Origin of the sequence: Mesorhizobium sp. M0802, from assembly GCF_040320115.1 — a bacterium.
In the GTDB taxonomy this organism is placed as follows: Bacteria; Pseudomonadota; Alphaproteobacteria; order Rhizobiales; family Rhizobiaceae; genus Mesorhizobium.
In genome coordinates this window covers 17,268-33,148 of record NZ_JAMYOY010000020.1, presented here as the reverse complement: position 1 = coordinate 33,148, position 15,881 = coordinate 17,268, and the positions used below count along the sequence as shown (strand labels likewise).

Below are 15,881 nucleotides of genomic sequence, written 5' to 3'. Positions count from 1 at the left end.
GGCTTGGATTGCGTCCATTCGGTCATGGTGTTCCCTGCAAGGCATCGCAGCGCCGCGCGAGCCTAAGCCTTCTTCTTTCGTCTCCGTGATCCCGCCCGCATCGCAATTTCGGTGCCGCGAACCGTTTCGTACTGGTCGGCATCGACCAGCGACTGGTCGAAGCTGACGCCGGTCATTTCGGAGATTTCGGTCAGCGGGTACATGGCGCCGATGAACTCGTCGGAGACGGCAAACTCAAGCTGCGTGTCCGACAGATCCTGTTCGAGCACGAAGCCGTAGCTGGCGATGCCGTCACTGACGCGGGCGACCACCACCTTCCAGAAGCGGCGCGGCACTAGCGCGCGAAGACTGGTGCCTTTGGGACCCTTGCCGGCAAAGGTCCGGTCGTCTTCGGCGAGGACCGGCCCGGCGAAGACGCAAAGCCGCTCGCTCGCCGCCTCCGACAGGACGTGGTTCTCAAGATCGCCCCAGTTCTTCTCGCCGCTGTCGGAGCGGTTGTAGCCTTCGACCTGGGGCGAGCAGTTGGTGACATGGAAGGAGCAGACATTGCCCCTGAGCAGCAGCTCGAAGGTGCTGCCCCAGGCCACGTCATCGCGCCTGACGATATGGCCCTTGTCGAAGGCGCCCTGATCCTGGGTGTAGAAGACATCGGGGATCTGATACTTGTCGTCGAGCCGCAGATCCGGGAACCAGCGCTCGCTGAACAGGCCGCCACGCGAATAGTTGCGGCCCTTTTCCGGCTCGCGCAGATTGCTCTCCTCGGTGACGTTGGAGGCGGTGAACAGCGCCAGCCGCCGCTTGGCGTGCATCTTGAGTGAAAAATTCTGGTAATCTAGCCGCGTGCCCCCTGCCTTGAGCTGCGCCAGCACGGACAGGTCGGTGGCCTCCGGCATCGGCACCACGACGGGCGCGAGTTTAGTGCCGCCGGACAGGAATTTTTCGTCGTAGCCCTTATAGCCGGCATAGTCCGCGACCGTTTTGGGAACGAATGCGCCGCCTGGAGGGGTCGGCTTGGCCGCTTCCAGTTCGACCGATTCCGTGACCGCTTCATGGCCAGGCGTTGCGCCGAGCGAGACGGTGATGCGCAACGGCACTTCGAAGGTGACGCTGCCGCCCGGCGAAACGACGACGCCTCCGGATGGAGGCGTCTGGGTGGCGACGCCCGGGATCTGCTGGGCGCCGCCGACTTCAACCAGGTTTACGCCCTCGGCCGGCGACCCACTGTCCGCCTTGTTCCACCATGCGCCCCAATCGTTGGGGCCGCCGCTGGCGGCGCCGGCGAAATTGAGGCCGAGGTCGACGACACGCTGGTCCTTGGCGAGCGCGCCGGTGGGCACGGCGTAGTTGCGCTCGAGATAGCGGCCGGCAAAATGCAGCGCCACGACCTCGCCGGTGGCGAGGTTGATCATGGCGGTGCCGGAGTTGCCGCCAGTGGTCGAGCAATCATGTGTCGCCGCGCTGACGATCTTACCGAAACTCTCCGTATCGAAGCCGCCCTGCAGCATGCCCGGTTGCAGGCGCTTGACCTGGAAACGATTGCGCATGAGCTCGTTCTGGACATCGACCGCGTTGCGATTGTCGAACGCGGGATAGCCGATGGCGACGACTTCCTGGCGCAGCATATCGCGCGCGTCGGCGACCGCGAGCGACAGCGGCGTGATGTTGTCGGGCAGGCCTTCGACTTCGAGGATCGCCATGTCCCAATAGGGATGGATCATCCGGACATTGCGGATCTTGAAGACGTTTCCCGCCGCCGAATCGCGCTTGAAGTCGATGCCGGCGGCGCGGCCGTTGATGAATTGCACATTGCGGTCGCCAAGGCCGTCCGCAAATATCTGCGCCACATGACGGTTGGTCATCAGCAGGTTGCGGCCGACGACGAAGCCCGTGCCGCCGTAAGGGATATTGGTGTTCCACAACAGTTCGATACGCCCGATCGCCGGCAGGGCGGCTTCGATGCGCTGCTTCAATGCGGCCTCGCTGGTAAGCTTCGTCCACAGCGAATGGCCAGGTGTCGGAGCGCCGTCGAAAGTCAGCGTCGTAAAGGTGCCATCCTTGATGTCATAGACCGGCCGCAACTCCGGGATGATTATGGCTTCCAGATCGGAAAGCTGCTCGGGCGCGACTTCGGCGCCCCGCGCGAGGCTCTCCATGCCAGCGCGCGCCGATTCAAACGCCGCCTCCGTCTTGCCGGCTTCCGCAGGCGCAAGGGATTCCAGTCCGCCGCCTGCCATCGTCTCCATGTTGCCGAGGACCGATTCAGTCCCCTCGCCCCCGGTGACGAGATCGAGATATCGACGGATTCGCTGCTCTCTGCTGACCGGCATAGTAGCCCTCTAACGTTCTGTCGAAGTAAAGAACTGTATTGCCCCATTTTAGACTGGTGCAATTCTGACCGGCAGGCAAGGAAACAAATCAACTCGCGTCGAAGATGACCGCAGCGCAACGTCGGCATGTCTCTTTGCGGCAGTCGCTCGCGCGATGTATGACGCTCGCATTATTTCAGCGATGCCGTATGTGATCTCCGTCACAGACGCTCACGCTGTTTGCCCCCACCTATCGCAACGGGTGGAAGGGCCATTGCGGCCGCTCGGTTTTACAGAAATTTTATCACCTATCCATTTTTATCAGTTGGCGCCTGCACGCGCGGCTCCTCCCGCCGGGCGTGCAGGCGGCTTTCCGCCCGGCACGAGCCAGGCACTGGGCGCGACCACTGCGCCACGCCTTTACAAGGCGTAATCGCAAGGGATGAACGCCGGCCTTTGACGCGGTGCACTCTTGCCTTAGACTTCGGCCCTTAAACTTCGCCGATTGCGGCAATTGGGAATTTGGAACATGGCTTTTGGCGGCCCTAACGACAGAAACGATCTGCCGCGCCTGGCACGCATCGATCCAAAGCTGTTCGATATCCTGTTCAGCGGCTGCAAGGTCGAGCGCTACGCCGCCGGCCAGCATCTGTTCGTCCAGGAAGATGCCGCCGACCGGATCTACGGGGTGATGAGCGGCACGGTGGAAATCTCGATCTATTCGCCTGGCGGGCAGAAGCTGGTGGCCAATATCGAGCTGTCGCGCAGCCTCGTCGGCGAGATCGGCGCGCTTGACGGGCGGCCACGCACCGCCACCGCCATCTGCCTGACCGCTTGCGAGCTGGTTTCGCTCAGCAGGACACAACTCTTTGATCGCATTGAGAGAAATCCACCGCTGGCACGCGCGATGATCGAACTTCTGTGCGCCCGGCTGCGCTGGGTCAGCGGCGAACTCGGCGACCAGGCCTTCTTCGGCATCGAGGCGAGGCTCGCCAAACGCCTGGTCTTCCTGGCCAAGGTGATGGCCGACAGCGCCGGCTGGATCCCGATCTCGCAATCGGAACTCGGAGAGTTCCTCGGCGCCACGCGCGAGTCCGTCAACAAGACGCTCAACGACTGGCGCAACCGCTCGTTCATTGCCATCAAACGCGGCGGCCTGCGCATCACCGACACCGGGGCACTGCGCCACATCGCCGAGTCGCAGGACGACGACTGACGCCGAATCAGAGCCGCGAAATCAGGTAGCGCAGCGCCGAGCGGCTGGGCATGAAGAAATATCCACCCCCCTTGGTGGTGACGAATTGCGGCATGTCACGGAGCGTCGTGACCTTTTCCCATGACGGAATGGTGAACCTGCCATCGCCGCCGCGCGAACCAATCGTCGGGTCCTTTTCAGCGACGAGGCCCTGGAACGTGGCCGACGAAACCCAGGTCTGCTGAATGAATTCGTACTGGCGCTCTATGTCGGCGTTGAGGCACATGAACAGCAGCCCCTTTTCGACCTTGCCATTCTTGCCGTCCTGCTTCTGATAGGTGCGGCCGACCCGCAGGATACGATGGCGCTTGCCGATATTGATCTGCGTATCGCGGTCCTCACCCAGCGAGTCGCGTGGGTTGGAACGGCGAATGTGGGCACCAAGCGGGCAGCGATGGCCTTGCGGATCCTCGGCGCCAGCGGCGAAGTTGTTGTCGATGACGCGTCCCGGATGATCGGGGTTGCGCACCAGCGAGCTACCGTTCTGCCAGCGGCCGAGCATCTTGGCGGCAATCCAGTCTTGCGTGATGGCTTGGTTGCCGAGTTGGCTCGCGACCAAGGCTGCAGCCTTTTTGCAGTAGTTGTTGAAGACGTCGACGTGCTGCTCGAACTGGCGAATAACCAGGAATGAACCGTTGCGCCCGAAATCGCGCGGCGGTGGCGGCAGGCCCGGAATCAGCCGGCTACGGCGCACCTGCGAAAGGATTCCAGTCCGATCGCGTGATGCGCTTACCGAGGGCGAGGCTGGATAGAACCCATGCTCATCACGATAGCCGAACAGGAACTCGCCGGGCGCGACCAGATGCATGGGCGCGGCGCCCCTGCTGGCGCGGGTCGTGCCCCGGACAATCGGCTGCGAAATCCCGTCCGCGAAACCGAAATGCTCGTAGGCTGGCCCACGTTCCGACCGATCGTCACGCTTTGCCCCGTCGGACGATTTCGTCTTCGTGTCGGTCGGACCCCGGTTTACGGCGAGCGGCAGTTCGGCAACGACCTTCATGCCTGCACCGGTCGTCTTTCGTCTCACGGTGGCAATCTCGGTCTTCAACCGTCCCGGGTCTTCAGCATAGCAGACGATGACCAGGTCCACAGGGTTCTCCAGCGACCCCCACTCCCATTCGTCCGGGCCGTCGCGGCCTCGGTCGTCCAGTATGCGCCCACGCTCGGGGTTGCCCATGCCATGGCGAAAGGCGATCGGAAATGTTTCCAGTGGATCGCCCTCCACACCCTCGTCGAGCCCAAACTGCCGCAGGCCACCGGGACCAAAGGCGACTATCATAGCGCGCCCGGCGGGCCTGCCTTCGCCGAAACTCGTCTGCTCGACAACGAAATCGAGCCAGGCTCTGCGCTTGGGCGCCGGCAACTTGTCCGGCACCCGGATCGCAAGCATATGCGAATAAGCGAGCGGGCCGAGCGGGCCGAAGAAGATGGACTGGATCTCGCCGGTTTCCAGCTGCTGTTCGAGAGGCGCCGGAAAGGCAGAGCTGATATTGGCCAGCAGCGAAGTGGTCTTTTGAACGGTGGTTGTTTCGCTCGCCGGGCGCCGTAGCGAACCGAACAAGCTCAGCCAGTCGCGCGCCTCGTTGCCGACGGCGGAAGCAATGCCGCGCCTGACCCGGGAATTGATCCGGATGCGCTCTGTGTTGATTTGCGGATAGGCGGAGTACCAGAACAGGGTCGGCACCTGCTGGCGCCGCGCCCAGCGCTTGAAACGATCGCCGTCGCGCGCGCCGTCCAGGAACAGCCATCGTGTGCGTGGATAGCCCACGGTGTTGCTCCACACGCCGGTCAGGCCAGCGGACGCCTTGGCGATGAAGTCCTCAAGATAGCTTTCCCAGCTGCCGCCGTAGTCGGAGAAGAACATCAATCGGTTGGAGCCGGGCAGCAGTATCCAGCGGGCGAAATGGATGGTGCTGATGGTGTTGAGGAAGCCTGGCTTGAATACCTTCTGGGCAGCTATCGAGATCAGGTAGAAAGAAAACCTGAGCGCCAGCCGCCGCAGAATGCCGGCCTTCATCGTCGAAATCGCAGTCAGATGGTTTTGTGCCGCGTGGCCCTCCTTGACGAGTATCGCGTTCAATTCAGATATGCCGATCGATGTGCTTTCCGGCCGATCCCTGTCCTCGCGGCGTCGCAGCGCCAGCAAGCACGAAAACGCCAGCAGCGCCGCTGCCACCAACACTCCAAGTCCCGACAACAGAAGTGAGGTGATTGCTACCGCTATGGCGGTGAAGGAGATTTCCTGGGAACTGATGTCGATAGATCTGCCGAACACCACACTGTAGGTCATGTACCAGCAAGCAGCCCAGATGATCGCCACCGTGACGAAGACCGGTGGTACCAGCAACGTCGTCATCAGGGCACGGCCCCAATGACCCGGCGGCTTTTCGAGCAGGCTTTCGGCCGGCTCGAACGCCCAGGCAAACGTCCCTAATGACTGGACACGCTGGCGAACTTCAGCGAGCACGGCAGGAGCGTTGCCGGCCCCTTTGCGTGGCCGCTCGACGATGTCGCGCACGGCTTCGAAAAGCTGCTGCTCGGCCTTGATACGCTGGACCGAGTGCCCCGGCGTGCCCGAAAACACCAGTCCGGCATTGCTGCCGAAGGACGGCGATATGTCGACATTGTGCTTGCGCAGGAAATCGTTCAATGCGCCGCCATCGCGCAGATCGCAGACATCCTTGAAGATCGGCCGCAGCCGGTGCCCGATGGCGTGCGTGACCGCATCGATGACATCGTCGATGCTGCCGTCACCGGAAATCTCGAGAACCAGAGCTCCTTTTTCCTGACCGGAATCAGCGCCGATCTCGCCGGTGCCGACCACGGTCAGGCTGGTGAAGTGGACGGTGCCGGCAATGTCGAGCGCGGTGCGGATCTCTTCGACGGCCGGGTTGCCGAGGCTGGCAACCTTGTCGCGGACAGCATCCAGCGACGCGGACCGGGTGACCGGGCAGACCACCGTCACCATAGACTGCGTTACGGTGCGGCAGAGTTCTGCCCGTTCGAAATCGACCTTGAGGGTTTCGGGATAGGCGCCGATGCGGGTCATGCGCCCGGCCTTGCCGGGCATGCGGCGCACGCCCTGCTTCTGGAACAGGGCGCGCAGGCTTTCGCCGATCTGGATCCTGGCGATCTCGGCGCCGATGCACTGATGAATGCCGTGGCCGAACACCATGTAGTCGCGATGCGGGCGCGATGTGTCGAACTGGTCCGGGTTCTGCACGGCGTCGGCATCGAACATCGCCGACAGCGTCGCCGGCATCACCACCGTGCCGGCCTTCACCAGGCGCTCGCGGCGCGTACCCTTGCCGATGATCGCGTCGCGGGCCGTGTAGCGCCAGGGGCCGACCCAGATCGGCTTGAAGCGCATGGCTTCAAGGACGGCCCTGTCGAGCTTGGCGGTATCGTTTTCGGCCAATGCGGCATCGATAGCCTGCCGTGCGTCGGGCCGCGACAGGATCACGTCGAGGCAATTGCCGGCGGCCAACACATTGGTCGGGACGAAGCCGGCGATCATGCCCAGCATGATCGAATTGAGGTCGTCCCGCGACAGGCGGCCCTGATCCATCTGGACAACCAGCCTCGCCAGCGGTTGCTCGGCCTTCAAGCCCCGGTCCCTGGCCGACTGGATGGAGCGATCGATGACTTTGAGAAGACGGTCGCCCGCCACCACTGCGAGTTCGCGCATGACGGGGCTCGCCGTCGGGTCCGAAAAGAACAGCGCACTCAGCGCGATCGCCCAGTCGGCGAATTCGGATTCATCGTCGATCTCGACGCCGAAATAATCTCGACAGATGTGCACCGGGACGATCTTCATCAACCTGGAGATCGCATCGAAGCCGGGGCTAGCGCGCATCATGATCTCTTGCGAATGACGCGCCGCGATCGGCCTGACGGCGGCTTCGACCTCGGCCGGCGGGAATGCACTCAGCACCGACGATTTCATGCGCCGGTAGTCGGCGCCGTCCTGCATGCCGAGGATGAAGTTGGATCCCCGGGCAAGCTCGGTCATTTCCGGGCCGTATGGGGTCTGGAATTCGTCGCCGCGCTCCAATATGTCGCGGACATCGGCGTTCTTGGTGACCACGAGAACACCGAAGAGCTTGCCGGTCGGCCGGAAACGCCGCAACAAGGAAAGCGCCCAGCGGGGGTCTTCGGCCAGAGACCCGACGATGCGCGCAATCAGCCCTGTCTTCCGGATCCGGCCGAGATCGAAGGGCGGCATTTCCGACAGCGGGCGCTGGTTTTTCTGGGCCGCGCGAATAGCGTCGAAATACTTCAGTTCGGTCATGCGCGTTCAAGCCCCCCGGCTATCCACGTTATTGCGATGCCGGCCGTTCAACGCCTAGGTTTGCATCGGTTGCACGTATGTGAATCTTTTCACAGTTGGTCCATGTTCCAGCCAGCATTGACGCCATGTTCATTTGGCCAGTCGGAAATTGGCGACGAGGATCTCGTTCGCGGCCTTGTCGGTGAACGGTATCCAGCGCACACGCTGTTCTGAAAAATCGGGATGCCGGGTGGTGAAAATGGTCATCTCGCGCCGCGCCTGTTCCGGCCGGCCGCTTCGCATCAGCGCGCCGATCTTCAGGAACCTGGAATAGAAATAGCCGGGAGACAGGTTGAGCGAGCGGTCAGCGGCAGCGATCGCCGCCGGCCAGTTCTCGACCAAACAATAGGCCGCCGTCAGTTCCCCCAGATTGTGGAAGCGGTAGAGGTCGAACGGGCTCAATCGCTCGGTATCGAGAAAGAACGGTATCGCGGTCGCGGCATTGCCGAGCAGCAGCTGGGCGCTGCCCATGGCCGAGCGCGCGAAGGCAAAGCTCGGATTGATGTGGATCGCTTCCTCGAGATGGTCGACGGCCGACCGCGGTTCGCCGCGCATGATGTCGACGGCGCCGAGATGGGCGTGCGGGCGCGCATCCAGGCTGTCCACCAGCAACGCCTTGCGGGCAAACTGCTCGACCTTGTTCAAATCGTCGCTGTCGCCGAAACGCAGCCATGCCCGCCAGAAATACCACCACGCCAGTTCGTTGAGCACGGCGCTCGAGTTGGCGTCCTCGCGGTAGGCCTTCTGGAAGAACTCGAGTGCGGTTTCGGTGTCGCCGCGGGTGCGCCGGTTCATGTGCCAGCGGCCCCGTCGCACCAGTTGCCAGGTCTCCAGGCTTTCCCAGGGAACCTGGAAGGTGCGTGCCTGTTCCGCCCGGTCGACCTCCTTGTCGAGGATCGAAACGATCTCAGCGCCGATCTGGTCGCGCAGGTTGAAGATGTCGACCAGATCGCGATCGAAGCGCTGCGACCACACCAGCCGCCCGTTGGACGCGTCGGCCAGCGAGGTGTTGAGGCGGATCTGGCCACCATTGCGCATCAGCGTGCCGCTGACGATGTAGCGCGCGCCGAGCGCGTTGCCGATCACCCGCGTGCCCAGCGTGTCGTCGCGGAACTGGAAGCTGGAGCCCTTGGCGATGACCGAGAGCCATCTGGTGTTGGATAGACCATAGATGATGTCCTCGGCGATGCCGTCGGCCATGTAGCCGATGTCATGCTCGCCGCCATCGGCGTGGAAGGGCAGGACGGCGATCGCCGGCGGCCCCTTGGACGACAGCTTCTGCTGCGCATTGGCCTGGGGAATGGCCGCGAACGACGCCGCCGGCGAGGATCCGTTGCCGCTGCGGCCGGCGATCAGAACGCGCACCGGCAAGGCGATGTTCTTCAGCATGAATTCGCCGAGATCGGTGAAATCGGCCGCCGTCTTGTCCTTCACATGGTGCCAGGTCGTCTCCGAAACGGCGAGACCGTTGCCCGGCGCGAATTCCTGGATTCTCGCCGCGATGTTGACGTCGTCGCCGTAGAGGCGGCCACCACGCACGATGACGTCGCCGGTGTTGATGCCGGCGCGAAACGGCATGCGCATATCGTCGGCAACCTCGGCGTTGAGGGCGACGATGCGGCCCTGGAAATCAAAGGCTGCGCGCAACGCCTCGATCGGATTGCCGAACTCGGCCATGATGCTGTCGCCGGCGTCGCCGAACGTGCGGCCGCCAAATGTGCCACAGCTGTCGGCGATGATGTCGCGCCGTTCCTCGAATGCCGCGACAGCAGACTCGTCGTCGATGCCCATCAGCCGCGAGAACCCGACGGCATCGATAGAAATGATTGTCGCCAGCTGACGGGTGTAGTTCCGTACAGCCATGTTCGAGCCCCCGCTCCCTTTCTGGTTCTGGTCCAGCACAGGCGACGACCCGTTCCTGAAACACTTCGCCGCGCGCTGAGAGATGAAGATTCCGGCGGGGTTGGCGCGCCATGCCACCCCGCCAGGACCAGAAGTCTAGCAGGGTCTTTGGCAAAGCTCTACCACCATCGGGTTGTCCAGCGCGGGCCGTGGCAGCACTCATGGTTGGCCGGCCGTTGGCGCAAATATGGGCGTGCCGTCGCTCTGATCGCCGCGATCCAGGGCTTCACGGAACCTGCGCGACGTCAGCTATCGGAACAAACTGTGCTGCCTGCGAGTTTCCGGTGCGGTTCAGCCAACGTGAAATGAGGGTAATCATGCGAAATCTTGTTCTGGCGACCGGTGTCGTCGTTGTTCTGGCCGGCTCGACGGCCTTTGCCGCGGATGACAGCCCGCTGCCGCCGACGAATGCCCAGAAACTGTCGGCAATCATCGCCAAGGTCGAGCAGCGCGACGGCTTTCGCTATGTGAAGGAGGTCGACTGGGACAAGGACGGCTACACCGTGACCTATTACACCGCCGACAAGGCGAAAGTCGAAATCACCTTCGATCCCGTGACCGCCGAACCGAAATAGCGCCGATACCGCACCGCTTCGGCAATTCCGTCCGCCGCGTTTTTTGCCTACGATGGTTGCAGTTGTCGGACAACGGGGCGACCATGCTTTCTTCCAATCGAATTGCCAACTCGCTTGCGCTTGTCGTTGCACTGGCTGGCGCGGCGGTCTGCCTTGGTCCAGCGCGTGCCGACGGGCCATCCTTCGACTGCCGCAAAGCCAGCCTGCCGGTGGAAAAGGCGATCTGTGCCGACCCGCAACTGTCGGCAATTGATGCCTTGGTGGCCGAGGCCTTTACGGGTTTCGAGCCAGCCTTTGGCGGCGACAAGCGCAAGATCGCCCGTGCGCTCATCGACGACAGGAACGCCTGTGGGCAGGATGCCGCCTGCATCGTCAGCGCCCAGAACAATGCGCTGCAGACCTACGGCAATGCGCCGTCCTGGGTGCAGGATTACAACATCGCCCTGATCGGCAAGAAGGCGCTCGACACCGCGGCCCGCCATCCGGGCAGCCCCGACCAGCCCCTGCCCTCGTCGATCGGCCAATGCGCCTTGACCCACATCACCGCGCTGACGACGCGGCTCGGCGACGACCCGCTGGAAACCGCCGGCCCTGAAGCCGGCAGCCTGGCGCGGTTCAGCAATGGCGGCGCCGGGGTTTCCTACGAGCGGGAGCCTGGCCTTGCCAGTTCGAAAGCCGGCGATCCTGTCGTCATGTGCCTGATATCGATCCCGAGGGATTGTCCGCAGGGCGACGAGCGCGGGCGGGTCTATTACGGCGTCGACCTCACGATAAAAGGCACATGGGTTTTGCCGGATTCGCAACATCTATGCGGCGGCGCCTGAAGATTTGCCGCAAAGCACTGCTGGATGCACTCTTGCGCCGATCCGCCTTTGATGGCTGAGTGCGCGTAACAGTTGCAGGGCACGGGGGTGCATGGCCATGGTTAAGCATGTTTTGAAGCGCATCCTGATGATGCTTGCCGGCTATTTCGTTTCGGTGCTGATCGGATTGTTCGCGGTCGTGGCGATATATTGCGCACTCGCCGTATTGCCCAACGCGCCGGACTATTTCGGCGCCATGCAATTTTCGCCCATTGTCGTGCTGCTGTGGCCGCCGCTCGGCATGGTCGTCTATTTCCTGACGATCGTGCTGACCGGCCTGCAGACGCTGATCTTCGCGCTGCTCGCCGAATTCTTTGCCCTGCGCAATTTCCTGGTGCACATGCTGTTTGGCGCCGCTGCCGCTGCAGCCGGCTTCTTCCTGGTCTGGCCGGCCGCGGAAGAGGATGCCGGACGCTGGGCCGATATCGGCATCATCGCCGCCGCCGGCCTCGTAGCCGGTCTGGTCTATTGGCTGATCGCGGGCCGCGACGCCGGCTTCCGGCGTCCGCTCATCCAGCGCTGATCGCAGGAAACGGGTGACCGTCCATCGGCCAAAAATCTAATAAAACCAGATAGACAAAGTGAGTTCCTCGTTTCGTTGAACGAGGAACTCCGCTGGTTCAGCTCGTCGGCGAACGCACCGCTTCGATCGCGTCCAGCGCCTGCATCAGCCGCGTGTCGCGGTCGTAGACGTCGTTGAAATATTCGACTTTGCCGGACATGTCCGGCCAGGCAGTGAAGTAGGAGACATAGACGGGAATCGTGCGTGTCACGTCTTCGCTGGCATGGCCGTGCTTGAGCTTTTCGGCGATGTCGTCGACCGAGACGCCGAGCACCGCCGCCGCCATCCCACGTGGATCCTGAAGGCGAATACAGCCATGGCTGAGCGCCCGCATATCGCGCTGGAAGAAGGATTTTTGCGGCGTGTCGTGCATGTAGATGGCGTGCTTGTTGGGGAACAGGATCTTCAGTTCGCCCAGCGCATTGGCTTCGCTCGGCTGCTGGCGCACGCTGTAGGGAATGTTGGCGCCGTAGGCGCCCCAATTGACCGAGGAAGAGGGAACCCGCCTGCCGCGCGAATCGGTCACCTCGTAGCCGGCACGGTCGAGATAGCCCGGATCGCCACGCAGCCTTGGCAGCATCTCGTTGACGATGATCGACTGCGGCACGCCCCAATAGGGATGGAAATCGACCTGCTTGATCTCCTTGAAGAAGAAGGCGGTCTGGTTGGTGGTCCGGCCGATGACGACGCGGGTCTTCAGCTTCTCCTCGCCATTGTCGATATAGCTGGCGGTGAAGGCGGGCTGGTTGATGAAGACCCGCGGGCTGCCGAGATCGGACGGCATCCAGCGCAATTCTTCCAGCGCGACCTGCACCTTCTGCAGCCTGTCTGCCTTGGATGCGCCGGCGAGCGAGGCGACGGTGCGCGGGCCGATGACCCCATCGCCCTTCATGCCGGCCTTCACCTGCACGGCCTTGATGATCGGAACCAGTTCGGGAACATAGACATCGCTGGTGCCGAGACGAGACAGGATCTCGCCATAGGCGCCGCCCATCTCGTCGTCGAGATTGCGCGCGATCAGCGTCAGCAGCTTCGGCAGTTCGGCGCTGGTCTCGCCGGGCTTCAGCAACAGCTTGGGATCGACGACGATTTCGTTTTCGGCGCTCGCCTGCAGCGATTCAAGTTCGACGCGCAGCGCCTGATATTCCGCGTTCTGCGGGTGCCGCGATTCGAGGTAGGTGCGCACTTCCTGGGTGTGGGCCAGTGTCTTGAGCGCGCCTTCCATGTCGACCGGCTTCGGCGGAAATTCATAGTAGCCGGTGATGCGATTGGGATCGACGCGTCCGCTCTGGGCGTCACGGGCATAGCGCAGCACGCGCGCCGACAGCGCCATCTCGAAGCGGACGAGTTCCTTCAGATGGGCGTCGGCATCGACTGCCGATGCGTTGGCTGCCGGCACCTCGACCGTGTAGTCGGCCGACGTGAGACCATAGCTTGCGGCTTCGCCAAGCACCCGCACCGCATCCTGGGCGCGGGCATTGGGATTGCCCTCGTTCACCCAGATGAAATCAGGATTGGCAGAGTAATAGGCAATCAGTGCCTTGGCGATATCGGGCTCGGCATAGAGTTCATAGTCACTAAGGCCTGCAACGGCTTCGCGGAAGGCAGTGCTGGTCGCCGACGGCACAAAGGCGGCGTCTTCAGCTGTTGCCACCTGGGGAGGTGCTGCCACCAACGCGGCAAAGTCGACGCGCACCAGCCGGTCGGCCTTGTAGGTGTAGTAGGACGGGCTGCTGATCCTGGTGCCGCCGCCGCCCGATACGGCGGGCTTCGGCTTGCGCTTTGGCGGCGGCGGGAATTCGCCTTGCGGCCTGTGCTTGACGCCACCGCCGAACAGCATGTCGAACAGGCCTTGCGCGCTTGCCTGCGGCACACCGAAGGCCAGTGCTGCCGCCACTGCAAGCGGCATCACGGTGGCTTTATTTCCGAGGAATTTCATTAATCACCCGCTCCGGCTGCAAGCCGGCTCCCGTTCCGCGCCGCTAGACGATCTTGCCAACCGCATGGCGGATGTAAGGCGCTACTATACCGATTCATACCGATTTCGTTAAGCTTCCATAAATTTCCGCAGGCCTGTTGCAGAACGGTTTCACAACATCGTGACGTCTGGAGCGGCGTTGCCGCTCCAGACCGGTCAAAGCGGCTGCTGCTTCAGGCGTTGGCGCCACCGTCGATGGTGAGCGCGGCGCCGGTGACGAAGCGCCCTTCCGGACCGGCGAGCCAGGCAACCATGCCGGCGATCTCGTCAGCCTTGCCGAAGCGGGGCGTCGCCATCTTCCGCCGCTGGTGTTCGGCATGCGGGCCTTCGGCCGGGTTCATGTCGGTGTCGGTCGAACCGGGATGAACGACGTTGGCGGTGATGCCGCGCGGACCGAGGTCTCGCGCCAGCGCCTTGGTCAGGCCGACCAGCGCAGCCTTGCTGGTCGAATAGGCGCTGAGGCTGGTGTCGGTGACGCGCTCGGCCAGATTGCTGCCGATCGAAATGATGCGGCCGCCCTCGCCCATGTGAGCCGCTGCCGCCTTCGAGGCCACGAACGGCGCTCTCAGATTGACCTCAATGGTCTCGTCAAAGTCGGCCAGCGACATCTGTTCGATGGGCGCCGCGCGCCAGATGCCGGCGCTGTTGACCAGGATGTCGAGCCGGCCGAAGGCATTCACCGCCTCGGTGACCGAATTTTCGATGGCGGCAGCGTCGCGATTGTCGGCTTGGATGGCGATCGCGCGACCACCTGCCGCTATAATCTCGGCGACGACAGCTTGGGCCGGCGCCGAGCTGTTGACGTAGGTGATGGCGACGTCGGCGCCATCGGCCGCAAGCCGTTTTGCTATCGCAGCACCTATGCCGCGGCTGCCGCCGGTGACCAGTGCTGCCTTGCCGTTCAATCCGTTCGCTGACATGTCATTTCTCCGTTATGTAACGATCGATACATAAATATCTGGCAACCTTGCCTGGCGACGTCAAGTGAATTATGTGTCGATCAACACAGAAAAGATCGTCATGCCGGAAAGAGGCCGTCCCCGCACCTTCGATCGAACCGCCGCCTTGCGGCAGGCGATGGAGCTGTTCTGGGCCAAAGGCTATGAGGGCACCTCGATCGCCGACCTGACCGCGGCGATGGGGATCAGCTCGCCCAGCCTCTATGCCGCCTTCGGCAGCAAGGAGGCGCTGTTTCTGGAAGCGACCGAGTATTACACCCGCAACGAAGGCACCGAGATCTGGAGCGCGCTGGACGAAGCGCCGACGGCATGCCAGGCGATCGAGAATTTCCTGCGCCAGACGGCAATAGCGTACTCTCAGGACGACCGCCCGCAGGGCTGTCTCATCGCGCTGGGCGCACTGCACCAGGATTCAAGCAGCGGCGCGATCTGCGATGATTTGCGCCGCCGCCGCGCCGAAAACCACACCCTCTTGCTGAGACGGCTGGAACGCGGTGTGGCGGAAGGCGAATTGCCGGCGGGCTTCGACAGCAACGCGGCGGCGACCTTCTATGCGACGGTCCAGCACGGCATGTCGATCCAGGCCCGCGACGGCGCCTCGTGCGAAGCGCTGATGGCCACAGTGGCCGGAGCGATGGCGGCGTGGCAGGGGCTGGTCGGAACAGCGTGACAAAGCGCGGAGCTTGTGCTGGAAATCCAGTCGGCGGCGAAATGCGCCGGGAGGGATCATCCGTGAAAAAAGGGTATCGCGAGTTGCTCGACGAGGCCAATGCCGAGATCGAGGTGGTCTCGCCCGAGGAAGCGGCCGGGCTGCTCGACGACGAGGACACCATCTTCGTCGACCTGCGCGATCCACGCGAGATCGAGCGGGACGGCCAGATCCCCGGCGCCAAACATGTCACTCGCGGCATGCTGGAATTCTGGATCGATCCCGAAAGCCCCTACCACAAGCCGTTCTTTGCCTCGGGCAAGAGCTTCGTCTTCTTTTGCGCCGGCGGCTGGCGCTCGGCGCTGGCCACCAAGACGGCGCAGGATATGGGGCTGTCGCCGGTCAAGCACATCCTTGGCGGCTATACCGCCTGGAAGTCGGCCGGATTGCCCGTCGAGCCGGGCGGCAAGAAGAACGGTTAGCTCACCGCTCCGGCGTTGTC

At 63.1% G+C, this 15,881-nt stretch carries 11 protein-coding genes; 6 read left to right on the top strand and 5 right to left on the bottom strand.

Going from position 1 to position 15,881, the window contains the following annotated elements:
- Window positions 1–62 precede the first annotated feature (62 nt).
- On the bottom strand, window positions 63–2,327 hold the full coding sequence (locus tag NKI10_RS24510) for a DNA/RNA non-specific endonuclease (protein WP_352758229.1): 2,265 nt from the start codon (window positions 2,325–2,327) through the stop codon (window positions 63–65).
- A 508-nt stretch (window positions 2,328–2,835) separates the two neighbouring features.
- Here NKI10_RS24510 and NKI10_RS24505 point away from each other — a divergent pair.
- Window positions 2,836–3,522, top strand: coding sequence for a Crp/Fnr family transcriptional regulator (locus NKI10_RS24505; protein WP_023668987.1), 687 nt, complete (start codon window positions 2,836–2,838; stop codon window positions 3,520–3,522).
- A 7-nt stretch (window positions 3,523–3,529) separates the two neighbouring features.
- On the opposite strand, the gene NKI10_RS24500 is transcribed toward NKI10_RS24505, so the two are convergent.
- Both NKI10_RS24500 and NKI10_RS24495 read right to left on the bottom strand, forming a co-directional pair.
- Window positions 3,530–7,852, bottom strand: coding sequence for a cytochrome P450 (locus tag NKI10_RS24500; RefSeq protein ID WP_352862160.1), 4,323 nt, complete (start codon window positions 7,850–7,852; stop codon window positions 3,530–3,532).
- 129 nt (window positions 7,853–7,981) lie between these two features.
- Window positions 7,982–9,754: an adenylate/guanylate cyclase domain-containing protein gene (locus NKI10_RS24495; RefSeq protein WP_023726586.1), complete on the bottom strand. Its 1,773-nt coding sequence runs from the start codon at window positions 9,752–9,754 to the stop codon at window positions 7,982–7,984.
- A gap of 356 nt (window positions 9,755–10,110) precedes the next feature.
- On the opposite strand from NKI10_RS24495, the gene NKI10_RS24490 reads away from it, so the two are divergent.
- From NKI10_RS24490 to NKI10_RS24480, 3 genes are all read left to right on the top strand, one after another.
- Complete coding sequence (locus tag NKI10_RS24490; protein WP_023726587.1) at window positions 10,111–10,368, top strand: PepSY domain-containing protein; 258 nt, start codon at window positions 10,111–10,113, stop codon at window positions 10,366–10,368.
- A gap of 83 nt (window positions 10,369–10,451) precedes the next feature.
- Window positions 10,452–11,192: a lysozyme inhibitor LprI family protein gene (locus NKI10_RS24485; protein ID WP_352534795.1), complete on the top strand. Its 741-nt coding sequence runs from the start codon at window positions 10,452–10,454 to the stop codon at window positions 11,190–11,192.
- 91 nt (window positions 11,193–11,283) lie between these two features.
- Window positions 11,284–11,754: a hypothetical protein gene (locus NKI10_RS24480; RefSeq protein WP_023668992.1), complete on the top strand. Its 471-nt coding sequence runs from the start codon at window positions 11,284–11,286 to the stop codon at window positions 11,752–11,754.
- Between the two features lie 97 nt (window positions 11,755–11,851).
- Here the strand turns inward: NKI10_RS24480 and NKI10_RS24475 are convergent, their stop codons facing one another.
- Both NKI10_RS24475 and NKI10_RS24470 read right to left on the bottom strand, forming a co-directional pair.
- Entirely contained in the window at window positions 11,852–13,732 is a 1,881-nt protein-coding gene (locus NKI10_RS24475) for a L,D-transpeptidase family protein (protein WP_023690750.1), read from the bottom strand.
- A 212-nt stretch (window positions 13,733–13,944) separates the two neighbouring features.
- A complete protein-coding gene (locus NKI10_RS24470) occupies window positions 13,945–14,691 on the bottom strand; it encodes a 3-oxoacyl-ACP reductase family protein (protein WP_023726589.1) in 747 nt (248 codons plus the stop codon).
- A gap of 100 nt (window positions 14,692–14,791) precedes the next feature.
- On the opposite strand from NKI10_RS24470, the gene NKI10_RS24465 reads away from it, so the two are divergent.
- On the top strand, window positions 14,792–15,400 hold the full coding sequence (locus NKI10_RS24465; RefSeq protein ID WP_023690748.1) for a TetR/AcrR family transcriptional regulator: 609 nt from the start codon (window positions 14,792–14,794) through the stop codon (window positions 15,398–15,400).
- Window positions 15,401–15,462: 62 nt separating this feature from the next.
- Window positions 15,463–15,861: a rhodanese-like domain-containing protein gene (locus NKI10_RS24460; RefSeq protein WP_023690747.1), complete on the top strand. Its 399-nt coding sequence runs from the start codon at window positions 15,463–15,465 to the stop codon at window positions 15,859–15,861.
- Window positions 15,862–15,881 lie beyond the last annotated feature (20 nt).

Coding starts and splice junctions, on each gene's coding strand:
- NKI10_RS24465 (WP_023690748.1), top strand. CDS start 14,792: ATGCCGGAAAGAGGCCGTCCCCGCACCTTCGATCGAACCGCCGCCTTG.
- NKI10_RS24510 (WP_352758229.1), bottom strand. CDS start 2,327: ATGCCGGTCAGCAGAGAGCAGCGAATCCGTCGATATCTCGATCTCGTC.
- NKI10_RS24490 (WP_023726587.1), top strand. CDS start 10,111: ATGCGAAATCTTGTTCTGGCGACCGGTGTCGTCGTTGTTCTGGCCGGC.
- NKI10_RS24495 (WP_023726586.1), bottom strand. CDS start 9,754: ATGGCTGTACGGAACTACACCCGTCAGCTGGCGACAATCATTTCTATC.
- NKI10_RS24480 (WP_023668992.1), top strand. CDS start 11,284: ATGGCCATGGTTAAGCATGTTTTGAAGCGCATCCTGATGATGCTTGCC.
- NKI10_RS24505 (WP_023668987.1), top strand. CDS start 2,836: ATGGCTTTTGGCGGCCCTAACGACAGAAACGATCTGCCGCGCCTGGCA.
- NKI10_RS24475 (WP_023690750.1), bottom strand. CDS start 13,732: ATGAAATTCCTCGGAAATAAAGCCACCGTGATGCCGCTTGCAGTGGCG.
- NKI10_RS24500 (WP_352862160.1), bottom strand. CDS start 7,852: ATGACCGAACTGAAGTATTTCGACGCTATTCGCGCGGCCCAGAAAAAC.
- NKI10_RS24470 (WP_023726589.1), bottom strand. CDS start 14,691: ATGTCAGCGAACGGATTGAACGGCAAGGCAGCACTGGTCACCGGCGGC.
- NKI10_RS24485 (WP_352534795.1), top strand. CDS start 10,452: ATGCTTTCTTCCAATCGAATTGCCAACTCGCTTGCGCTTGTCGTTGCA.